This window comes from Phocaeicola sp. RTP21359st1_B8_RTP21360_211022, from assembly GCF_040911965.1.
Taxonomy (GTDB): domain Bacteria; phylum Bacteroidota; class Bacteroidia; order Bacteroidales; family Bacteroidaceae; genus Phocaeicola; species Phocaeicola vulgatus.
On the sequence record NZ_JBDFXP010000001.1, the window covers coordinates 184,735 to 207,621 of the forward strand.

Annotated in this window: 18 protein-coding genes; 8 read left to right on the forward strand and 10 right to left on the reverse strand. The window is 39.1% G+C overall.

Translation table 11 applies throughout. The features are described 5' to 3' along the window. Positions 1-31 precede the first annotated feature (31 nt). On the reverse strand, positions 32-610 hold the full coding sequence (gene rbr / locus AB5062_RS00635; RefSeq protein WP_005844074.1) for a rubrerythrin: 579 nt from the start codon (positions 608-610) through the stop codon (positions 32-34). Between the two features lie 180 nt (positions 611-790). Between rbr and AB5062_RS00640 the strand changes: the two genes are divergently transcribed. Together AB5062_RS00640 and AB5062_RS00645 are read left to right on the forward strand one after the other, a co-directional pair. Further along, positions 791-1,060, forward strand: a complete 270-nt coding sequence (locus tag AB5062_RS00640) for a DUF4884 domain-containing protein (protein WP_005849984.1) — start codon at positions 791-793, stop codon at positions 1,058-1,060. A 98-nt stretch (positions 1,061-1,158) separates the two neighbouring features. Continuing rightward, complete coding sequence (locus tag AB5062_RS00645; protein WP_368326918.1) at positions 1,159-2,841, forward strand: SulP family inorganic anion transporter; 1,683 nt, start codon at positions 1,159-1,161, stop codon at positions 2,839-2,841. 189 nt (positions 2,842-3,030) lie between these two features. On the opposite strand, the gene AB5062_RS00650 is transcribed toward AB5062_RS00645, so the two are convergent. The 4 genes from AB5062_RS00650 to AB5062_RS00665 all read right to left on the reverse strand — a co-directional run bounded on the left by AB5062_RS00650 (position 3,031) and on the right by AB5062_RS00665 (position 6,646). After that, entirely contained in the window at positions 3,031-3,207 is a 177-nt protein-coding gene (locus tag AB5062_RS00650; protein ID WP_157226777.1) for a hypothetical protein, read from the reverse strand. Between the two features lie 222 nt (positions 3,208-3,429). Further along, on the reverse strand, positions 3,430-3,561 hold the full coding sequence (locus tag AB5062_RS00655; RefSeq protein ID WP_255323867.1) for a hypothetical protein: 132 nt from the start codon (positions 3,559-3,561) through the stop codon (positions 3,430-3,432). Between the two features lie 190 nt (positions 3,562-3,751). After that, entirely contained in the window at positions 3,752-4,528 is a 777-nt protein-coding gene (locus tag AB5062_RS00660; RefSeq protein WP_008666505.1) for a radical SAM protein, read from the reverse strand. 45 nt (positions 4,529-4,573) lie between these two features. After that, positions 4,574-6,646 (reverse strand): helix-hairpin-helix domain-containing protein, encoded by a 2,073-nt coding sequence (locus tag AB5062_RS00665; RefSeq protein WP_011965066.1) that lies wholly within the window; start codon positions 6,644-6,646, stop codon positions 4,574-4,576. Between the two features lie 162 nt (positions 6,647-6,808). Here AB5062_RS00665 and AB5062_RS00670 point away from each other — a divergent pair, with 162 nt between their 5' ends. After that, the gene (locus AB5062_RS00670) at positions 6,809-7,315 is read left to right on the forward strand and encodes a DUF4294 domain-containing protein (protein ID WP_007847909.1); all 507 of its coding nucleotides are present in this window, start codon (positions 6,809-6,811) and stop codon (positions 7,313-7,315) included. 30 nt (positions 7,316-7,345) lie between these two features. Here AB5062_RS00670 and AB5062_RS00675 read toward each other — a convergent pair whose 3' ends face one another. Then, on the reverse strand, positions 7,346-7,882 hold the full coding sequence (locus AB5062_RS00675) for an RNA methyltransferase (RefSeq protein ID WP_368326919.1): 537 nt from the start codon (positions 7,880-7,882) through the stop codon (positions 7,346-7,348). A 722-nt stretch (positions 7,883-8,604) separates the two neighbouring features. Between AB5062_RS00675 and AB5062_RS00680 the strand changes: the two genes are divergently transcribed. Both AB5062_RS00680 and nadA read left to right on the forward strand, forming a co-directional pair. Beyond that, entirely contained in the window at positions 8,605-10,923 is a 2,319-nt protein-coding gene (locus AB5062_RS00680) for a carboxypeptidase-like regulatory domain-containing protein (protein ID WP_016271782.1), read from the forward strand. 102 nt (positions 10,924-11,025) lie between these two features. Next, positions 11,026-12,018, forward strand: coding sequence for a quinolinate synthase NadA (nadA, locus tag AB5062_RS00685; protein WP_130084984.1), 993 nt, complete (start codon positions 11,026-11,028; stop codon positions 12,016-12,018). Between the two features lie 254 nt (positions 12,019-12,272). Here nadA and AB5062_RS00690 read toward each other — a convergent pair whose 3' ends face one another. Beyond that, the gene (locus AB5062_RS00690) at positions 12,273-12,854 is read right to left on the reverse strand and encodes a non-canonical purine NTP diphosphatase (RefSeq protein ID WP_005844057.1); all 582 of its coding nucleotides are present in this window, start codon (positions 12,852-12,854) and stop codon (positions 12,273-12,275) included. 159 nt (positions 12,855-13,013) lie between these two features. Between AB5062_RS00690 and AB5062_RS00695 the strand changes: the two genes are divergently transcribed. Then, positions 13,014-13,541, forward strand: a complete 528-nt coding sequence (locus tag AB5062_RS00695; RefSeq protein ID WP_005844055.1) for a GNAT family N-acetyltransferase — start codon at positions 13,014-13,016, stop codon at positions 13,539-13,541. 98 nt (positions 13,542-13,639) lie between these two features. Here AB5062_RS00695 and AB5062_RS00700 read toward each other — a convergent pair whose 3' ends face one another. The 3 genes from AB5062_RS00700 to AB5062_RS00710 form a co-directional block, all read right to left on the reverse strand. Beyond that, entirely contained in the window at positions 13,640-14,536 is an 897-nt protein-coding gene (locus AB5062_RS00700) for a YitT family protein (RefSeq protein ID WP_005849962.1), read from the reverse strand. A gap of 81 nt (positions 14,537-14,617) precedes the next feature. Then, positions 14,618-17,452, reverse strand: a complete 2,835-nt coding sequence (gene leuS, locus AB5062_RS00705) for a leucine--tRNA ligase (RefSeq protein ID WP_005844051.1) — start codon at positions 17,450-17,452, stop codon at positions 14,618-14,620. Positions 17,453-17,750: 298 nt separating this feature from the next. Then, positions 17,751-20,975 (reverse strand): S41 family peptidase, encoded by a 3,225-nt coding sequence (locus tag AB5062_RS00710; protein WP_005844049.1) that lies wholly within the window; start codon positions 20,973-20,975, stop codon positions 17,751-17,753. 178 nt (positions 20,976-21,153) lie between these two features. On the opposite strand from AB5062_RS00710, the gene AB5062_RS00715 reads away from it, so the two are divergent. Together AB5062_RS00715 and AB5062_RS00720 are read left to right on the forward strand one after the other, a co-directional pair. After that, positions 21,154-21,741 (forward strand): RNA polymerase sigma-70 factor, encoded by a 588-nt coding sequence (locus AB5062_RS00715; protein WP_005844047.1) that lies wholly within the window; start codon positions 21,154-21,156, stop codon positions 21,739-21,741. An 88-nt stretch (positions 21,742-21,829) separates the two neighbouring features. Then, positions 21,830-22,840, forward strand: coding sequence for a FecR family protein (locus AB5062_RS00720; RefSeq protein WP_007847886.1), 1,011 nt, complete (start codon positions 21,830-21,832; stop codon positions 22,838-22,840). The last annotated feature ends 47 nt before the right edge of the window (positions 22,841-22,887 follow it).

Sequence of the window (22,887 nt, forward strand, 5' to 3'; positions counted from 1 at the left end):
GATCCATGATGAACGAGTGGTTTTATTTCAATCAATAATTATTCTTCTTCACTTCGAAATAAGCTTGCGGATGCAGACATGCAGGACATACTTCAGGAGCTTCCGTACCTACATAAATGTAACCGCAGTTACGGCACTGCCATACAGTTTCTTCCGCTTTCTTGAATACTGTGCCTTCTTCCACATTCTTCAATAAAGCCAGATATCTTTCCTCATGCCCCTTTTCAGCTTCAGCGATTCTGCGATACATAGTGGCGATAGCAGGAAAACCTTCCTGATCGGCCACATCAGCAAAGTGAGGGTAATCAGTAGTCCATTCTTCATTTTCACCGGCAGCGGCAGCTTTCAAATTTTCCATAGTGGTACCAATGATACCTGCAGGATAGCTGGCAGTAATTTCTACCATACCGCCTTCCAACCATTTAAACATACGTTTTGCATGTTCTTTTTCCTGATCAGCTGTTTCTGTAAAAATAGCTGCTATTTGTTCATAACCTTCCTTCTTTGCTGTACTTGCAAAGTAAGTATAACGCATTCTAGCCTGTGATTCACCTGCAAATGAAGTCAGCAAGTTTTTCTCTGTCTGTGTACCTTTTACGCTTTTAGCCATAATTGTTAGTTTTATTAGTTAGTATTATTTGATCATCTGTTGATGACACAAAGATATATATATTATTTCAAAATTGTATTCATTACAATTACGTTTTTATATTTAATTAAACGTTCACTTTATATAAAATAAACAAGAACACCTATATTTGTGTTCACAACAACATTAACATTTTCCATTATGAAAAACATCATCAAATTATTCACTTTTCCCCTCCTTACTATAATAGGATTTAATTCATGTGCGTCCATACCGTTAAAAATCGGAGAGTCTGAAAACAACTCCACTTATACTGTCAGCTATCTGTTTGAACATGACGGTTGCAAGGTATATCGTTTTTACGATAAAGGAAATTACGTTTACTTCACTACGAGAGGAGATGTAACCAGTATCACAAATGATTCTACCGCCCAACGCACCATTACTATCAACAAAACACCCTATGAATAACAAAAATACGAATTTAAATAGAATAATACCTTAATTTATACATTAATTTTATCTACTTTTGCAACTCGTTTAAAATCATAGCATAAAGTAGTTGACAAATGAAAGCATTTGAATTCAAACCGAAGCTCTTCACTACCCTACAGAATTATTCAAAAGAGAGCTTCATGACCGACCTCATGGCCGGAATTATCGTAGGTATTGTTGCACTTCCACTGGCTATCGCATTTGGTATCGCTTCGGGAGTTTCTCCAGAAAAAGGCATCATCACTGCTATTGTAGCAGGATTTATCATCTCTTTATTAGGAGGAAGCAAAGTACAGATAGGCGGACCTACCGGAGCATTTATCGTAATTATCTATGGAATCATCCAAGAATACGGCATCAGTGGATTAACAGTAGCAACTCTTATGGCAGGAGTACTCCTTATTTTATTAGGTGTATTCAAGCTGGGAGCTGTTATCAAATTCATTCCTTATCCCATTATTGTAGGATTTACCAGTGGTATTGCCGTTACCATCTTTACGACACAGATTGCCGATATCTTCGGACTGAACTTCGGAGGAGAAAAAGTACCGGGAGACTTCATAGGTAAATGGATGATGTATTTCCGTCATTTTGATACTGTTAATTGGTGGAACGCCATTGTCAGCATAGTCAGCGTCCTGATTATCGCACTGACTCCCCGGTTCTCAAAAAAGATTCCAGGTTCACTGATTGCCATCATTGTAGTAACCATTGCCGTGTACCTGATGAAAACATATGGCGGAATCACTTGTATCGACACCATTGGCGACCGTTTTACCATTCAGTCACAGCTGCCGGATGCAGTAGTACCCGAATTAAATTGGGAAGCTATCAAGAATTTATTTCCGGTTGCCATCACCATTGCTGTACTGGGAGCCATAGAATCTCTGTTGTCTGCTGCCGTAGCCGATGGTGTCATTGGTGACCGCCACGATTCAAACACGGAACTGATAGCCCAGGGCGCAGCCAATATTATCGCTCCGCTGTTTGGCGGTATTCCTGCTACAGGAGCCATCGCACGTACCATGACCAATATCAACAACGGTGGAAAATCACCTGTTGCAGGTATCATTCATGCAGTCATTCTGTTGCTGATTCTCTTGTTCCTGATGCCTCTGGCACAATATATCCCGATGGCCTGTCTGGCAGGTGTATTGGTGATTGTTTCCTATAACATGAGCGGCTGGCGTACTTTCAAAGCGTTGCTGAAGAATCCGAAATCAGACGTCACCGTACTGTTGATCACTTTCTTCTTGACTGTTATCTTCGATTTGACCGTAGCTATTGAAGTAGGTTTGCTCATTGCCTGTGTATTGTTCATGAAACGTGTCATGGAAACAACAGAAATATCGGTTATCAAAAATGAAATCGACCCCAATAATGAATCCGATCTGGAAGTGCACGAAGAACATCTCATGGTTCCCAAAGGTGTGGAAGTATATGAAATCAACGGTCCCTACTTCTTTGGTATCGCTACCAAGTTTGAGGAAATCATGTCCGAACTGGGCGACCGTCCCAAAGTACGGATCGTACGTATGCGTAAAGTACCATTCATTGATTCTACCGGTATTCACAACCTGACTAATCTATGCGAAATGTCTAAGAAAGAAAATATTCAGATTGTGCTTTCGGGAGTGAATGAAAAAGTGCATCAAATTCTTGAAAAATCAGGATTTAATGAACTGCTGGGAAAAGAAAATATCTGTCCTAATATCAATGTGGCTTTGGAGAAAGCAAAGGCTATTATAGAAAAATAAAATAAGAAAGGAGAGCATTATGGACTAAAATAAATGCTCTCCTTTTTGATTCTATTCTGCTAATGAAGGACAGGAATAGAAAGCCAATATCCTTTTTTCAGTAAATAAGTGTAAAATGCCCCCATACTCCTCACTGGTGTTTTAAAATCTTGAAATCAGATTTATCATTAAAAGACCTTATCCGCATCCCTAAGCCCTTCCTGCCATATAGCCAAGTGCTTTCTTCGTGTTTGTTGTATTTCCATAGCTTATGGAAATAGATAAATGAATATTCAATGCCTCCAACAGCATATTTCCTAAAAGGCTGTTACCTCCCCCATTATACCGCATATCAACAACCAGCAAAGAAACTCCCCTTTGATTCATATCCTGAATCATGTGTTCCAAAAAATGGAGTATAAATAAAAATTCCCGTTAAAATAGCGGACAGAAAATGGATATAGCGACAACGGTTCTATATTCACAAAAGTATGGGCATCCTGCAAAAGAACTAACAATTCATTAATTCTCAGATGGAAATCGGCTAAAGTGATGTTATTTATTCATATCACAAAGCTCATCGCAAGCGGACAGGACAAACTGACGGCATTAGGCTTTCAATGACTTGTCAAGAATAAAAGCTGGATGTACCTTGGTCAGAAAGATGAAAAAGTTCATCAGTTCGTTCTGATAAAGATTAAAGCTTCCATCATTATAATCAGGGATAGAAGTATATTCCATTATTATTCAAATCCATTCAATTGCAAGTATGTGAAACAACGTATCTCCAGTCTTTGAAAAATATCCAGGAATAAATTATATGTTTTAATAGTGACCTGAAAAAGTAAGATATGTTCATGAGCAAAGTAAGTTCACTTCATCGGCAAAGTAAGTCAACTTACTTGCCCTTTGAAGTCAACTTACTTTTTTCTCAATACGAGACCGATACCGGAATGCCGGAATCCTTTATCAATTTTCCTATTCTGTCCAATTCCTCATGAGTAGCCTTTTCCAAATCATGATCGGGCGTTTCACGGTCGATGGTGTAAATCATCACCTGACGGGGAGCAATCTCTTTCACCGTTTCCAGCCAGGGCAGCACATACCGATCTGAAGTATTATCCACATCCTGCCCTTGATATTTACCTTTCATGAACATGGTCTGAATAATCAGATTACCTTTGAAAGCTTTCATCCCTTTTATAATTTTCCGCACATCATAGTGCCCGGTCGGGCGGTCTGTCAATCGAATATAATCCGTATCAATAGTATCCAGCTTCAATATATTATTATCTATCTTATTCAATGCATCAAATACCTCCGGTTTGTGAATAAAAGTAGAATTACTCAATACACTCACTTTTGCCTGAGGAAAATATATATCACGCAATGCCAAAGTATCCTCTATAATTCCTGCAAAGTGAGGATGAGCCGTCGGTTCGCCATTACCGGCAAAAGTCAGCACATCCGGTTTAGGACCATTTTGCTGCATATCAATCAAACGGGCTTCCAAAGCCTCACGAACCTGCTCGCGAGTAGGCAGTTTCTTTTGGGGACGATGATCTTCATTAAAACCACATTCGCAATAAATGCAATCGAAGGTACAAAATTTACCATCTTCAGGAAGAAGATTGATTCCTAAAGACACTCCCAAACGACGACTATGTACCGGACCGAAGATGGGAGAAGGATAAATGACTGTTGACATAGTTCTTTTTTCAGTTGATAACAGTACAAAAATACAGAATGTTTTTCAAAATTTCAGTCTCAACTGCAAATAAAGGTCACTCTTTGTACTGCCGTCAATTTCCTCCAAAGCGGAACTTATCTTATCCCGATTGAAATAATGGGTAGTTCCGTACTTGGCCTGCAAGATAATGTGTTTATTCAATTCATAACGGGCGTTCACTGCCACACGCATACCTTTATAATAGAATGAAGGCATGGAAAAAGCATAGAGCACACTCTTTTCATAGATAGTAAGACGGGAATTATAGTCATCCGTATTAAACCATGCGGCACTCAAATCAAGCTGAAGAGGAAGCAAATGAAATGTATAAGCAGCACTTTGAGAAACCAGAAAACCATTGGAAGCAGATTGCCCACGAAAGTTGATGCGTACATAATCCGCTATGGTTTTCAATGTCAGTTTATCTTTCACGCTATAATTCAATTGGTATCGGCATTTCTGCTGAATAGATGGAATAGTTTGCTTGGTTTTATCCGCAGCAGTGAAGTCCTTTTCCTTCTTTTTATAACGATATCTTATAAACATTTCCAGTTCATAAGTAGGTGAATAACTTAATTGGAGTAATCCATCCAATCCTTTGGTTCCTGCTTTGCTTACTAAATATTTCTTCCAAGGGAAATAGAAAAAATCACCATAACAGGTCATTTTGATATACTTTAAAATACTGGTTTCCAATCCTATATAAAATCCACTCTCATTTTGTACCGTACTTCCCTCTCCTATAGAACGAGCATAAACCGATTGATATTTGGCATCATAATACCTGTTCATAACTATTAACTGTGTTCCTCCTTTCGGTGAATAACGTAACATATTCATGGTTGCCCAAGTACCACATTTGTCTATAGCCGTTTCACCCAATAAAGAGAAGCGTTTCCAAAAGAATTTATAATCTCCTCCCACATTATAAAAGTCCTTTCCACGGGGATAATAAATATTATAGTACTTCTTCTCAGGATTCAACGGCTTGTTGAAAACATTATAAACAGCTGTTAATCCTAACTCACAGTACTTTCCATTATAATTTAAATTACTGCCAACCAACTGATTAGTTAATGTATTTTTCTTCTCAAACTCACGATACAACCGATGATATCCATCTTTTTTCAACGACCTTATAAACTGGTTATCAACAATACCATCCATCTTCCGATAAGAATAGAAACCATCCAATGTCCATCTTTTCGCCAACTTATAGCTGACTGCCATTCCTTGAAAATAGTTATATTCATCGGTAGAAGAATGCTTGCGTATGCCCCGGCTCTTATTTCCCAAAGTAGAGAGTGTAGCTGTTTTTCCCATCCCGAAATCAGTGTTGATAACTAGTCCATAACCATAGCTAACACGGTAATTACCAAGAGCTAAAGTCTTGATATGACCTATATTACGAATTAACAAGTATAGTGAATAAAAATCATAACCTTTTTTATTTTGTCCGGTAAAGAAAGGTTCTCCTGCATCCTTTTCAGCAGTAATTCCTGCATAAATCTGATCCCGATAATGAAAACTATATCGCAGATTATGATAATATCCATATCCCAAATACTGTTTGTTCGGATTCTTTTTTAAAGTTTCTGCCGGGTACTGTTGATACCCGGCCTTCGTATAAAAAGGAATATCGACACGTGTTGATAACTCTTGTTTACCGTATTTCAATATTCGCTTTATATTTGGTTTATATTGCTCTTTTTCAGGAGTTTCAAAGTAAATAAAGGGTAGTAAATAGTGAATAGTCTGCCTGTCAATATCTTCAATCATCCATAACTCATTGCGGGTAAGCATAGGACCATATTTGTACAGATAATACAATATATTCTCTACCAGTTGGTCAGAGAGAAATGGAAAACGTTCCAGTTGCTCTTTAGTTGCTGTATTGATATTGATGGGATTTTCACGTAATTCGGAAAGCTCCTCAAAGTGAGTATCCCATTGAAACGAACTGTTTTCATCTTCATCCATCAATTGCTCTGCCAGTTCTTCCCATACTTCCTGCGCACACAGGTTATGCACCGATAAAAGTATTGTAATACAGATAATTAACATTACTCTTAACAACCTGTTCATTTTGTAATTCATTGGCGTGTTTTAAGTTAAATAGTTTTATCCACTATACAGAGTAATCATATTTCTTGCTACTTTTGCACCAAGATGAAAAGGAAACTCTTTATAGCATTGTTTTTTTCCTTTATAGCCGCTGCTGCTTATTCCCAGCAACAAACGACTACTATAAACGGATACATGGTACCTGTATGTGTATACAAAGGAGATACTATTCCAGCTGTACAGTTACCTAATGTATACATTTTCAGACCATTAAAATTCAAAAACGAAAAAGAAAGACGGGAATACTACCGCCTGGTAAGGAATGTGAAGAAAACCCTGCCATTAGCCCGTGAAATTAACCGTGCTGTGATAGAAACTTACGAATATATAGAAACACTGCCTGACAAAAAAGCCAGGGAAAAGCACCTGAAACTCGTAGAGAAGGGACTAAAAGAGCAATATACACCGATTATGAAGAAATTAACCTTTTCACAGGGTAAACTGTTGATAAAGTTAGTAAACCGTCAGACGGATTCTTCCTCTTATGAATTGGTAAAAGCTTTTATGGGACCCTTTAAAGCCGGATTCTATCAAACTTTTGCAGCACTTTTTGGTGCCAGCCTGAAGAAAGAATATCATCCGGAGGGAGAGGATCGACTGACCGAACGGGTGGTATTGTTAGTTGAAAACGGACAAATCTAACTGATTCCTACTGTTTGAATTTTACTCTTATTATCTGAATTTTATTAATTTATTGGCAAACTCCCATAAAATAATTCCTGTGGTAACCGATACATTCAACGAATGTTTTGTGCCGTATTGGGGAATCTCAACACAACCGTCGCAAGCATTGACCACTTCCTGCTGTACCCCTTTCACTTCATTTCCCATTACGATGGCATATTTTTTATCGGCATCCAGTTCCAGTTTATCCAGCAAAGTACTGCCTTCCACCTGTTCGATAGCCAATACGGTAAACCCTTGATCATGAAGTTCCTGAACGGCATCAAGCGTATTCTTTTTATATCTCCACTCCACCGAATTCTCAGCTCCTAAAGCTGTTTTATGCATTTCGGGATGGGGAGGAGTGGCTGTAATACCACATAAATAAATGCAATCTACCAAAAATGCATCCGATGTGCGAAACACTGCCCCTATGTTGTGTAAACTGCGTACTTCATCCAGCACCACTGCTAAAGGCAACTTATCGGCTTTCTTGAATTCGTCTACAGTAAGCCGGTTCAGTTCTGTTATTTTGAGTTTCCTCATACTCTATTTTCTACTTTATTATTAACGGTTACAAACTTACATAAAAATCTATGATCTTTACGCCTATATAATGAAAAAGAAGTCTCTCCTACTCTCTTTTTATTTTTACTTCAGTCCTAAACTCAATTGTAAAACAGATGGATTTCTTTATACAAGAAAAGATAATAACTAATTCACATCCCCCTGTTGATAACGGTTGAAAACATGTAAAAAGAATGAGGATATCATTTCAAAAGTATTTCTTGCATATTTCAAATAATGGTATAACATACACTTAAAATCAACAATCCAAAAATTAATCACATAACTTAAACAATCAATATCAACACAATTTAATCACTATTTCAGGCGTTCATAACCATAAAGTTTTTAACTCATATTCTTATCAACAATATGTTAATAGAATAAGTAAAACCTGTATTATCAGTATTTAAGCCGGTTGATTATTTATTCATATCTTGGTATTATATATAAATAACTTATCAGACAAGAGAAAGAACTCTTTTTTACTAACAATATAAACAGCCTATTATTAATACCATATTTCTTTTTTTTGAAAGAAGGAGAAAAAATATAGATATAATAGATACAAAGAAATTGTTGGTAACTGTTCATTGTGTTTCTTGAAATGTAACCTGTAGTAATTTCCTGCGTCTAAGTAACAGAAATAAAAGGTAGAAGATCGCGGTCTTTTTATTAACTAATGCACTAAGATAAAGAATATGATAAAAAGAATATTGGTTGCCACATCACTTTTGTGTATGTGCTGCATACTTTTTGCTCAAAATGTACAGGTTAAAGGAAAAGTAGTTTCAGAAAATGAAGCGGTGGAATTTGCGAATGTCGTATTGCAGACAAAGGATTCTATATTTATAGCCGGAGGAGTAACCGACAGTAAAGGAAGGTTCATGATGGAGAATATCCAAACAGGAAGTTATCTGCTTTGTATTTCCGGTATGGGATATACCTCCCGGATTATATCATTGGATCATTTAGCTGTTTCTAAGGATTTAGGCGTTATCATGATATCTCCGGAATCGATCCTGTTAAAGGAAGTGGTGGTAACGGGAGCCAGTGTGATAAATGCCGCCGACAGGAAAATTATCCTTCCTACAGCACATCAGTTAAAATCGGCCGGCAATGGTCTGTCTTTATTGCAGCAGATGAAGCTGAGCAGAATACAAGTGGATCAAATGCGTAACAAGGTAACATCCTCCGGTGAAGGGGATGTACAGTTACGGATGAATGGAGTAAATGCCGAGATACAGGATATATTGGTTCTTCGTCCTGAAGATGTGATTCGTATAGAATATCATGATGCTCCCGGTTTGCGATATGGGGATCATACGGCTGCTGTGATTGATTACATTGTAAGACGGCATGAAACCGGTGGATATGTGGCTTTGGATGCGCAGGATTCTCCGCACGTACTTTTTGGAAACAATAATTTTATAGTGAAGATAAACCATAAAAAATCAGAATTCGGTTTGAATTATAATAATGTTTATCGTTCGGTAGATAATTATTGGCGTAATAATTGGGAAACTTTCCGCTATGAGGATGGTTCTTCCTTTACACGGGTGGAAGATGGTATTCCGAGTAGAATTTCCACTTATGGGCATAATATAGGATTGAATTATAGTTTTCAGGATCAGGGGAAATGGTTCTTTAATTCCACTGTACGGTGGGCTTTTAATAAGAACAAGCAGAATAACCAAAGCAGTCTGTATATTTTGGAGAAGCCTGAAGAAATTTTGATGATGAAAGAACATAGTACGGGCCGGACTTCCCGTCCATCGGTGGACTTGTATTTTCAATGTAAACTGAACAATGACCAGTCATTGATTATCAATGCTGTGACTACATATATTGACACTCAAAGTGACAGGAGTTATACGGAGGGGAAGAGTAATGAACCGCTGACTGATATTTATTCTACCGTATCGGGAAATAAATACTCATTTATAGGAGAGGGTATTTATGAAAGGAAAGTAACCAAGAAGAGCAGATTGAGTGCAGGAGTGAAATATCAGCAAAGTCTGGCGGATAATACCTATGGTGGAAACGAGTCATCTGAAACAAAGATGCATGAAACCCATGCGACAGCTTATGTGGAATACAGTGGGAAAATGGATCGTTTCAATTATTCTTTTGGACTGCAAGGCAGTTATTCCCGATTCAAACAGAAAGAGGAAGGATATAACAGGTATTCGTTATTGCCCCGTTTGAGGTTGGGGTACCAATTTTCAGATAATGTCTTTATCCGTTACCGGGGACAGATTTCACGTAAATCTCCCGGTTTGTCCGATATGGGAAATGTGAGACAATTGATTGACTCTTTACAGGTGAGAAGCGGAAATCCGGAATTAAAGATATTCACAGTATATAAAAATGAGTTGGAGGCAGATTTCCGGAAAGGTTTGTTTAGTGGTAATGTTCATTTGTCGTATCAGTATCAGCACAGGCCTATCATGGAAGAAACCATACGAGATAAGAATAACAGTTTTGTCCGTACCAATGCCAATCAGTTAAGTTGGCAGAAATTGAATCCTGAGTTGGAATTGAAACTCGGTCCTCTGAAAGATATTTTGACTTTTTCTTTTTCTACCGGTATAAATTATTATGATAGTCGTGGTTTGGATTATCATCATACATATACCAATTGGTATTACAGGGCCGAAGTGATGGCATCTTATAAAAGATGGTCCGGATTCTTTCAAATGGAAAATCATCGGAATAATTTCTATGGGGAAACATTGTCATACGGAGAGAGTTTTCATACCTTGGGATTGTCCTATCGATACAAGCGTTTGAATATCGGGATGATGACTTTGAATCCATTTGTTGATAATTACAGAATGGGAGGAGAAATGTTCAGTAAAGTGGCTCCTTCTAAGAATTGGTGGTATGTGAAAGAGAGCTGCCGCCTGTTTGTGGCAAAAGTATCATGGAATATCAGTTTTGGACGTAAGTATGAAACCATGCAGAAACGTGTGAATAACGAAGATAGCAATGCAGGTACATTGAAGTCGGGGAAATAAAAATCACTATTTTGGGTGGTCATAACCATAAAGTTTTTAACTTTGCATATTATCAATACCCATATTTCTTTTTTTGAAAGAAGGAGAAAAAATATAGATATAATGAATAAAGAGGAATGGTTGAAAAAAGGGTATGTTACCGAACTGGTAGACAAAACTCTGGATTTGAAAACTGAAATTGATAAGTTGCGTAAGGAAAAGAATGCGCTTATCCTAGGTCACTATTACCAGTCGGGCGAAATACAAGATATTGCCGACTTTGTAGGTGACAGCTTGGCACTGGCACAATGGGCGGCAAAAACGGATGCGGATATCATTGTGATGTGTGGTGTTCACTTTATGGGTGAAACAGCTAAGATTCTTTGTCCTGATAAAAAAGTGCTGGTACCGGATTTGAATGCAGGCTGTTCATTGGCCGACAGTTGTCCTGCTGATGAGTTTGCTAAATTTGTTCAAGAGCATCCGGATTATACAGTGATTTCGTATGTTAACACTACAGCGGCTGTTAAAGCGGTGACCGATGTGGTGGTCACTTCTACCAATGCCAAGCAGATCGTAGAAAGTTTTCCGGCAGATGAAAAGATTATTTTCGGTCCGGATAGAAATTTGGGTAATTATATCAATTCGATTACAGGACGCAATATGTTGCTTTGGGATGGTGCCTGCCATGTGCACGAACAGTTCTCTGTGGAGAAAATACTGGAGTTGAAAAAACAGTATCCTGACGCTGCTGTTCTGGTTCATCCCGAATGTAAAGGAGCCGTTTCCAAACTGGCCGACAAGGTTGCTTCTACGGCAGGATTGTTGAAATATGCCATTGCCAGTGACAAAAAAGACTTTATTGTGGCTACGGAAAGCGGTATTTTGCACGAGATGCGTAAGAAATGTCCTGAGAAGAACTTTATTCCCGCTCCTCCCGAAGACAGTACCTGCGCTTGCAATGAATGTAATTTCATGCGTCTGAATACGCTGGAGAAGCTGTACAATACGTTAAAGTATGAATGGCCGGAAGTGACAGTGGATGAAGCGGTAGCTGAGAAGGCAGTGAAACCTATCAAGAAGATGCTGGAAATTTCGGAGAAGCTGGGATTATGACTTTTGTAAAAGATAACAAGATGTGGTTAATAAAAGACGTTTCTGTTATTCTTAAAAGTAAAGGGGAATTCTTCTGGAAAGGATTTATCATCGGAATAGGAGTGACATTTCTGTTTCATTAAAGATTTGTTTTGACGGAATAATGGTTCTCATGGAAATCATTATTCCGTCAAAATTGTTTTCAAAGGAAAACAGAATACTTGTTTTTATGAGGCTCAATAGAGGTAAACAAATGATATAACTAATTTATATAGTTACGCCTTCAGAAACCGGCAAAGTTTCTCTACGGCCAGCGCACGGTGACTGATTTTGTTTTTCGTCTCATTGCCTAGTTCGGCAAAAGTTTTAGTATATCCTTCGGGCACAAAGATAGGGTCGTATCCGAAACCTGACGAACCTCGTTTTTCTTTGATAATCTCACCTTTTACAATTCCTTCGAACAAATGCTTCTTTCCATCCAGAATCAGGCAGATAGCTGTGCGGAATTGTGCTTTTCTATTTTGCACTCCCTGCATATTCTGCAATAATTTTTGCATATTGGCTTCCGCATTGTGTCCTTCGCCTCCGGCATAACGGGCGGAATAAACACCCGGAGCACCATTCAAAGCTTCCACTTCCAGGCCTGTATCGTCGGCAAAACAGTCTAAACCGTAGTTTTTATAAATATACTCCGCTTTCAGCATCGCATTGCCTTCCAACGTATCAGCAGTTTCGGGGATATCAACATGGCAATGGATATCTTTCAAACTCAATAATTCAACTTTTTCTCCTAGAATGGAGGATATTTCATCCAGTTTATGAGCATTGTTTGTAGCAAATACTAATTTCTTTTTCATTTTATATCATATTAATTGAATGCAAAGATACTGAGAATGAACCAAAGTAAGATAATTCCTGACAGAATAATATAGGTGAAAAGGTAAATAGTAATTTGTTTGCTATGTGTATTTTCAATTTTTGATTATTTTTGTTGGTATCATTTGATACTTGATAGTATGGTATATATAGAAACTCCTCATTTGTTGTTACGGGACTGGGAGGAAGAAGATATTCTTCCGTTTGTCCGTATGAACAGTGATAAAGAAGTAATGGAATTCTTTCTCACTACTTTGACAGAGGAAGAGACGATGGCTTTTTATTGTCGTATCCGGAAAGAATTTGAAGAATATGGTTATGGTTTGTATGCTGTAGAATGTAAAGAAACTCAGAATTTTCTAGGCTATGTGGGTTTTCATAATATTGCTTTCGAGTCGGATTTTACTCCCGGAGTGGAAATAGGCTGGCGATTGTGCCGGGATGCATGGGGAAAGGGATATGCCACAGAAGCCGCTTCTGCCTGTCTGGATTATGCGAGTGATAATTTACCTTTTAAAACGGTATATTCGTTCACTGCCATACCCAATAAACGCTCTGAACGGGTCATGCAGAAAATAGGAATGCATTTTGAAAAAGAGTTCGATCATCCTTTGGTGGAACAAGGGCATTGGTTATGCAGACATATATTGTATAAAATAGAAATTTGAGAAAATAGATTAACCGATATGTAGTAATCTTATCATTGCTTCATCGTTCTGTTTTTCAATGCAGAAACAGTGAAGCAATGGAAGAGATTATTTTTTAGTTACTTTATTTTTAGTTTGTCGAATCCTTCGCCATACACTCCTACCACATTACTTTGTGATATAAATGCATTGGGATCAATATCTTTCACCAATCGGAATATATCCAGTGACTGGCTTTTCTTTGCCAGTACCACTACGACCTTGATTCCTTGTTTGCTATACCATCCTGTACCATCCAATAAGGTAACTCCACGATCTATTTGTTTGGTGATTCCTTCGGCTATTTCATCATGTTTACGCGAGAAAATAAGGAACTGTACGGATTGGCGTGAACTGTTTATAACATAATCAATCACAATGCTCATAATAAACAATACACAGAAACCAAACAACACCCGTTTCCAGTCATGGAATATGAAATAACAGGAGGATATGATGACAATATCACAATACATCATCATGCGGCCAAGGGTTACATCTTTATATTTATTGATAATCCAGGCAATGATATCCGTTCCGCCGGTACTTCCATTATTGCAGAAAACAATGCCGATACCAAATCCCAGCAAGCCGGCACCTACTACACAAGCCATGAATTCTTGTCCCGGTCCTAACAATTGCGGCAGTGTACCATCCGGGTTCTTCAATAATGCTTGAAAGAGCCATAATAGGAATGTTAGCATAAAGATGGCATAAATGGTTTTAAGGCTGAATTTAGGTCCTAGTATCTTTAATGCGAAACCTAAGAAAACAGCGTTGATAATAAAATAAGAAACCTGGATTTCAATGCCTGTAACATAATATATAATGGCTGAAATACCGGTTACTCCGCCTGTAGTTATTTGATAAGGCAGTAAGAAAGCCGCCCATCCCAGTGCATAGCAAATCAGTCCGAAGGTAATGGATAAATAGTCTTTTACCTCTCTGCCTAGTTTGATTTTTAATATTTGGTCCATGGTAATGAGGATTGTTTTTAATGTAAGTAGAAAGGTGTGTCAAAAGTTACTGCTTTTGACACACCTCAAGGATAGTATCGATTATAATACGATGTTTACAATTTTTTTGGGAACGATGATTACCTTTTTCGGGGTTTTTCCTTCAATCCATTTCTGGGCTTGTTCATCTGCCATAACTGTTGTCTGAATGGTATTGTTATCAGCATCAGCGGCGAAATCCATGGTGAAACGTGCTTTGCCATTGAAAGAGATAGTGTATTTTACAGTGTCTTCTTTCAGGTAATCTTCATTGAATGCAGGCCATTGTGCATCGCATACGCTGGTGGTATTTCCCAGAGCTTCCCAAAGTTCTTCTGCATAATGTGGAGCGAACGGAGCTAACAGGATGATGAGATTGCTCAATACCTCTTTATTGCGACATTTCAATGAAGTAAGTTCGTTTACACAAATCATGAATGCACTGATAGAAGTGTTGTAAGAGAAAGTTTCAATATCTCCGGTTACCTTTTTAATCAGCTTATGAATTGCTTTCAACTCTTCTTTAGTCGGTTCACCCTCTACAGGCAAGAATTCGTCTGTGCGGCTATAGAACAGATTCCACAGTTTCTTCAAGAAACGGTGAACACCGTCAATACCATTGGTATCCCAAGGTTTGGACTGTTCTACCGGACCGAGGAACATTTCGTACATACGCAGCGTGTCGGCACCGTATTTCTCGACAATCATATCCGGATTGACTACGTTGTACATGGATTTACTCATCTTCTCTACCGCCCATCCGCAGATATATTTTCCATCTTCCAGGATAAACTCAGCATCGTTATACTCAGGACGCCATGCTTTGAAAGCTTCTACATCCAGAATATCGTTGGATACAATATTCACATCCACATGCAGCGGAGTGGTTTCGTACTGGTCTTTCAGGTTCAATGACACAAAGGTGTTGGTGTCTTTGATGCGATATACAAAATTGCTTCGTCCCTGAATCATTCCTTGGTTTACTAATTTTTGGAATGGTTCTTCCTTGATACTTACGCCCAGATCATGCAGGAACTTGTTCCAGAAACGAGAATAAATCAAGTGACCCGTAGCATGTTCGGTACCGCCTACATAGAGATCTACATTTTGCCAGTAATGATCTGCCTTTTCTGATACTAGTGCTTGTGCGTTGTGTGGGTCCATATAGCGCAGATAGTATGCGGATGAACCTGCGAAGCCCGGCATGGTATTCAGTTCAAGCGGGAATATAGTGACGTTGTCAATCAAGTTGTTTTCCACGACTTCACCTTTTTCTACATCCCAAGCCCACTTGGTGGCATGTCCCAATGGAGGTTCGCCTGTTTCGGTTGGCAGGAACTTAGCTACTTCGGGAAGTTCAAGCGGCAATTTAGATGAGTCAATCATATAAGGCATACCGTTTTTGTAATATACAGGGAACGGTTCACCCCAATAGCGCTGGCGTGAGAAGATGGCGTCACGAAGACGATAATTCACTTTCACGCGTCCCAAATTGTGGGTTTTCACATATTCTTTGGTAGCTGCGATAGCTTCTTTGATGGTCAGTCCGTTTAAAGAAAGGTCACAATAAGGAGTGACATCCTTGCGGGGTGAGTTGCAAACAATACCTTCTTTGGCATCGAAACTTTCTTCACTTACATCACAACCTTCTACCAACGGAACGATAGGCAGATTGAAATGTTTTGCAAAAGCGTAGTCACGGCTGTCGTGAGCAGGAACCGCCATGATGGCGCCTGTTCCATAACCTGCCAATACGTAATCACTGATCCATACGGGAACAGCCTCGCCGGTAAACGGATTGATGGCGTATGAGCCACTGAATACACCGGTTACGCGGCGGTCGGCGATACGTTCACGTTCCGTACGTTTCTTGGTGCGGTCCAGATAGGCTTCCACTTCGGCTTTCTGTGCTTCAGTAGTAAGTTGGGGAACCAGTTCGCTTTCGGGCGCCAGTACCATGAAGGTTACACCGAACATGGTATCTGCACGGGTAGTAAAGATAGTGAATTCAATATCACTGTCTTTCACTTTGAATTGTACTTCCGTACCTTCCGAGCGTCCAATCCAGTTACGCTGTGTTTCTTTCAGTGAATCAGTCCAGTCCACAGTGTCCAGTCCGTCCAGCAGCCGTTGTGCGTAAGCCGATACGCGTAAACACCATTGGCGCATTTTTTTCTGAACGACGGGGAAACCGCCGCGTTCCGAAACGCCATCCACCACTTCGTCATTGGCAAGAACAGTTCCTAGTTGCGGGCACCAGTTCACCATGGTTTCTCCCAAATAGGCAATGCGGTAGTTCATCAGGATTTCCTGTTGTTCTTTTTCGCTTTTGGCATTCCATTCTTCGGCTGTAAAGCTGAGTTCTTCGCTGCAAGCCGCATTCAGTCCTTCGTTGCCGTATCGGGCAAATGCTTCCGTTAGTTCGCTGATGGGGCGTGCCTGCTGTGTATCGTTACAATAATAGCTGTTGAACATTTGTTGGAAAGCCCACTGAGTCCAATGGTAATATCCTGGTTCACAAGTACGTACTTCACGGTTCCAATCAAAAGAGAAGCCGATTTTGTCCAACTGTTCACGATAGCGGTTGATATTGTTCACAGTGGTGATGGCAGGGTGTTGTCCGGTTTGTATAGCGTATTGTTCTGCAGGAAGTCCATATGCGTCATATCCCATCGGGTTCAGCACGTTGAAACCTTGCAAGCGTTTGTAACGGGCGTAAATATCACTGGCTATGTATCCCAACGGATGTCCTACGTGCAATCCGGCTCCCGACGGATAAGGGAACATATTCAATACGTAGAATTTCTTTTTGCTTTCGTCTTCAGTCACTTGATAGGTATGGTTCTCTGCCCATCTTTGCTGCCATTTCTTTTCAATCTCTCTGAAATTGTATTCCATGATCTATTTTTTGTTATTTAATATCTTTGTTATTAAGTGATTGCAAAGATAATGAAAGTCGGGGAGATATATGGAAAGAACAGAAATAAAAAACTTCTTGTTATGTATATAGATTTCTTTTTGATGACACTTTTTGGAGGAATATATAATATATATACCTCCAAAAATTATTATATTTATTTGTACAAATAGCAATTGTACGATATATAGGCGGTAAGATTAGAAGATTTATAATGATGCAGCCGAAAGATTATAGTTCTTTCGGCTGCATCATTTATATGTTTAATTTACGGGCTTTTTATTCCACTCCCAAATCTTTATAAGTTCTCGGAGCCGGGACAGAAGGTAACGGTTTGCGATCCTTCAGCTCTTGTAGAATTACTTCAATAGCTTTATTCAACTGCTGGTCTTCACCTGACTGTTCTTTTACCGGATCATTATCAATCAGAATATCAGGGTCCACTCCATGATTTTCTACTATCCATTGACCGGTCTTTGCATCATAATTGGTAAAGAACGGAACACGCACATCCGTACCATCCATATAAGGTAACGGACCACTGATACCGACAATGCCACCCCATGTACGAGTACCGATAACTTTACCGATCTTATTTGCCTTGAAACTCCATGGGAACAAGTCACCGTCTGAAGCCGAGTATTTATTGATCAGCAATACTTTCGGCCCCACTAGTGTTGCATCAGGAATGGTACCGATTTTAGTTGATCCACGACGCATGGTCAGGCGATAGGGTTCACGAAGCAAACGTTCGATAATCATTGGAGATACATTACCACCTCCATTGGCACGGTCATCAATAATCAAGGCTTCTTTATCGAGTTGGGGATAGAAGTAGCGGGCGAATTCATTCAGGCCGTCCGGTCCCATATCGGGAATGTAGACATAGCCTACACGGCCATTAGTTGCTTCTTCCACTTTTTTGATATTATTCTGTACCCAGTTATAATGATACAATGGGTATTCATTGTCTAATGGTTTAATGACTACTTTACGTGCTCCTTTACTTGATGCGGTACGGTTTATGCTTAGTTCAGTCAAGACATTGGCTTTGCCTGCCAGCAGACTGTAAATGTTATCAACAGTAGCTGTTGAAATGCCATCAATAGCTGTGATATAATCTCCTTCTTTTACTCCGATACCCGGTTCTGTAAGGGGAGAACGCAGTTTCTGACTGTAAATTGCACCCGGTAGAATTTTGTCAATACGGTAGAAGCCACCCTTGTCACGACTCAGTTCAGCTCCCAGTAATCCCATTGGAATACGTTCGGGACCTTTTATTTCACCCGGACTCACATAAGCGTGTCCGCAAGCCAGCTCGGCAATCATCTCACCGATGATATAGTTCAAGTCCAGACGGGTTTTTGCATGGGGAACTAATACAGCATATTTTTCTTTAATCGCATTCCAGTCTGCTCCATGCATATTTTCCAGATAGAATCCGTCACGGAAAGCCCGCCATGTTTCATCGAATATCTGAGCCCATTCCTGACTGTAGTCAATGGGAGCAATCATGTCGTCCAAGTTGACGTTCTCTTCCAATGAGGCTTTAGTGCATGGAAAATCACAGATATACAGATTATTTCCTTTAAAGAACAATGCTTTCCTATGATTGGCAGCTACATCCATATATGCTCCTTCGGCCACGGTTTCTTCTTTTTGTTCGGTCAAATCATATACTTTGGTACTTCTACCACTGGCATACCACACTTTTTTACCGTCTGAATAGAAATTATCGTAGTTACCTGCTTGTAAAGGCAGTTTAATCAGTCTTCCGGGCAAGCCTTCCGGATCAATTTTAACTGCATTATTTGTGGCTTCCGTTTTTTTATTGACAGCATCAGTTGCCTGTTGTTCTATGCTGACCATTTCATCCGAAGGTAATAAAGGTGATGGCGTATCATTGGCGAGCATGGCCATATAGACTCCTCCCATACGATTATAGGCATGGTTCCACTCTGTCTGGCTGTAAATGGGATTAAAATCTCTTTCGGAACTGAATATGAGGTATTTTCCATCTGTGCTGAAAACAGGTGAAGAAGAATTGTACCATTTTTCGGTTACCGGATATTCCTTACCTGAAGTCAGATGGTATACATAAATGACACTCATGTTATTAGCTCCGGATTTAGTATAGGTAATCCACTGGCTGTCTGGTGAATAGTTTACTTCATAGAACTCTCCTTCCGGATTCTGCATGACAGTCCGTTTCGCTTTTGAGGCAATATCAACTTCTACGATACGGTTTTTACGGTCGGTATAAAGTATTTTCTTGCTGTCCGGGCTCCACATCAGTTGGCGGATATAAGTATCATTGTTTTGGGTCAGTTGGATGGGATCACCCCCTTCGATAGATTGCAGCCAGATTTCAGTTTCACCGGTACGGTCACTGATATAGGCTATTTGTTTACCGTTCGGACTCCATTCCCCTTCCCGTTCATTGGCTCCCGGGGTGCGGGTGATATCACGGGTTACCCCTTTTTCGGCAGGAACATCGAATACCTCTCCGCGGGCAGTTACTGCCAGGCGGTGCCCATCCGGTGAAAGACTGGCGGCAGTCAGGTTATCTGCTACCCGTTTCATTTCTTTTCGGGCATAGATATTGTCTGAAGTCAGCGTGATGGAGATTTTTTCTGATTTGCGCGTTTTAGGATCCAGTTTATAGAGGTATCCTCCATGTTCGTAGACAATAATTTGTCCGTTACTGCTGGGGAATTTTACATCATAATCCGTATAGTGGGTTACTTTTTCAGTTTGTTTGGTCCGGATATTATAAACAAAGATATTCATGGTGCGATCCCGATCGGAAATAAAGTAGATTTCCTCTCCTATCCACATAGGGATAATATCTTGTGCAATATTATTGGTGATATTCTCTACTTTCTTGGCAGCCGGATCATAAATCCAAATGTCATCTGCCATGCCACCGCGATAATATTTCCAATTACGGAATTCTCGCATAACCCGGTTGTAAGCCAGCTTTTTTCCATCGGGGGAATAGCTGCAAAAACCTCCTTCGGGTAATGGAATCACTTCTGACATTCCTCCGTTTTTCGATATACTCCATAGCTTGCCATCGAAACCGTCACTGATACGATTGCGGTAGACTATGTTTTTTCCATCTGGTGTCCAAGTCATTACAATGTTATTGGGACCCATTCGGTCTCCTAAGTCATCCCGGCTGTTTGTTGCTGTATAGGTAAGCCGTTGGGGTTCGCCTCCATCGGTTGGAATCAGATATACTTCAGTGTTACCGTCATATTGACCGGTGAAAGCAATTGATTTTCCATCCGGAGAAAAACGTGCGAACATTTCATAACCGATATGAGAAGTCAGCTTTTGTGCTTCTCCTCCATTCAAAGGTGCTTTGTACAGATCTCCGGCGTAAGAAAAGACAATGTCGGAGCCATTGGTAGCGGGGAAACGGAGTAACCTAGCCTCATCGGCATGTCCGGTGAAAGCTGTTCCTGCCAGTAACAGGGAGAATAATAGCTTTTTGTTCATTTTATTTAGGGTTTGATTTTCGTCGGAAACAAAGTTAGGTATTATTCTTCAGATTATGAGCTGGAACTTATTTCTTTTTTCAGTTGATTATTACTAGAGTTTTTTAATAAGAAATAGTTTTATTGGCATGATGTTTTTAAGAAATGCTATATTTGCAATATTAATAGTCTTAATAAAGATGGATGCAAGTATAGTAGATAAAGATTTGATTGAAAGAATAAACAAAGGAGAAGAAAAAGCTTTTGAGGTTTTATATAATAGCTATTTTGTCTATCTCTGTGCTTGTGCTAATTCTTATATCTTTAACCCTGTGGAAGCGCAAGATATAGTTAATGAAACTTTTGCTAAAATATGGTATAGGCGTGGTGAGTTATCTTTTCCTATTCATGCTTATTTGATACGTGCTATTCAGAACGGGTGTTTGAATTACCTCCGTTCGCTTCACAGCCGTGAAAGAATTATAGATGAATACCGTGAAGCATTACTTGAGTATCAAGAAGAATTTTGTGCTTCCGAGTGTTCGCCTTTGCAAGAAATGGAATTAGCTGATTTGGAAAAATCAGTCCAAAATATAGTGTCTTCCTTGCCTGATAAATGCAGGTTCATTTTTGAGCAATATCTTTATTCCAATCTGACTCCTCAAGAGATTGCAGATAAAAATAATATTTCAGTCAATACAGTCAGAGTACATGTAAAAAATGCCATGGATAAAATAAGAGAAAAGGTGGGATCTAGAGTAGGGATTCTATTATTTTTTCTTTTCTAAAAAAAGAATGAAAAAAATCTGTTTTTGGCTTAAATGTTTTGTCTGTTGCTTGTGTATTATCTATAGTAGATAATTCCAAAGATATAAAATGAACAGCCAAATAGATGAATTTGAACGAATAATGCTGGATTATCTGAAAGGCGAAATCTCGTCTGAAGATATGCAGAAACTAACTATATTACTGAAAAGAGAGAATGCTTGTCGCGAAAAATATCGTGAAATAGCCCGTTCTTATGCATTGGCATCCTCTTCTTGGTTTGCACGCAGGAAAGAGCAAAACTTTGAGCAATTGTGTGATACATTGAATTTCTATTCTTCTCGTAAACATTCTTTTTTCCGTAAAATAAGCGTTTGGAGAAGCGTTGCTATATGGACTTTACTGATTGGTTGTAGTATAACATTCTTTTATTTATATCATTCGTCTAGTCCAGAAGTTCTTACTCCTTCTTATTGTCAGATTGAGGTTCCCCAGGGGGCCAGTTCGAAATTATTATTGCCTGATAGTACCATTGTTTTTCTGAATGGGGGGACGGTTTTAAAGTATGATGTTTCTTTGCAGCAGCGGACTGACCGGAAAGTTTTTCTTTCAGGTGAGGCTTATTTCAAAGTTTCTAGAAATATGCTCAAGCCTTTTATTGTTCATACGGGGGAATTGAATATAAAAGTATTAGGTACAACATTTAATGTGGCTTCTTATCCTGATGATGCGGAAATAAAAGTGAGCCTTGTGGAAGGTAGTGTGAATGTTTACACTACTTCAGATGCTAAAAAGAATATTCTTCTTTCTCCTGATGAGCAAGCTGTTTATAATAAAAATGATAAGGTATTGTCTATGAGAAAGATAGATGCGGTATCTCAAGCAGCATGGACTACAGGAAGACTGGTATTTGTTAATGAAAAGTTATTTGATATTTTGAAAACAATCGGGAAAAAATATGATGTACAGATACTTGTGCAGTCTCGGAAAGTGTATACTGAATATTTTTCAGGAAGTATAGATACGAATCTGACTTTGGATGAAATTCTTTCTTATTTAGATGTGGATAATAAGTTTATGTGGAGAAAGAAAGGAAAAACAATAGTTATTACAGACCGGTAACTGATAGATAAAAAGTACTGTGAAAAGTACATGCTTAAATAATTGTT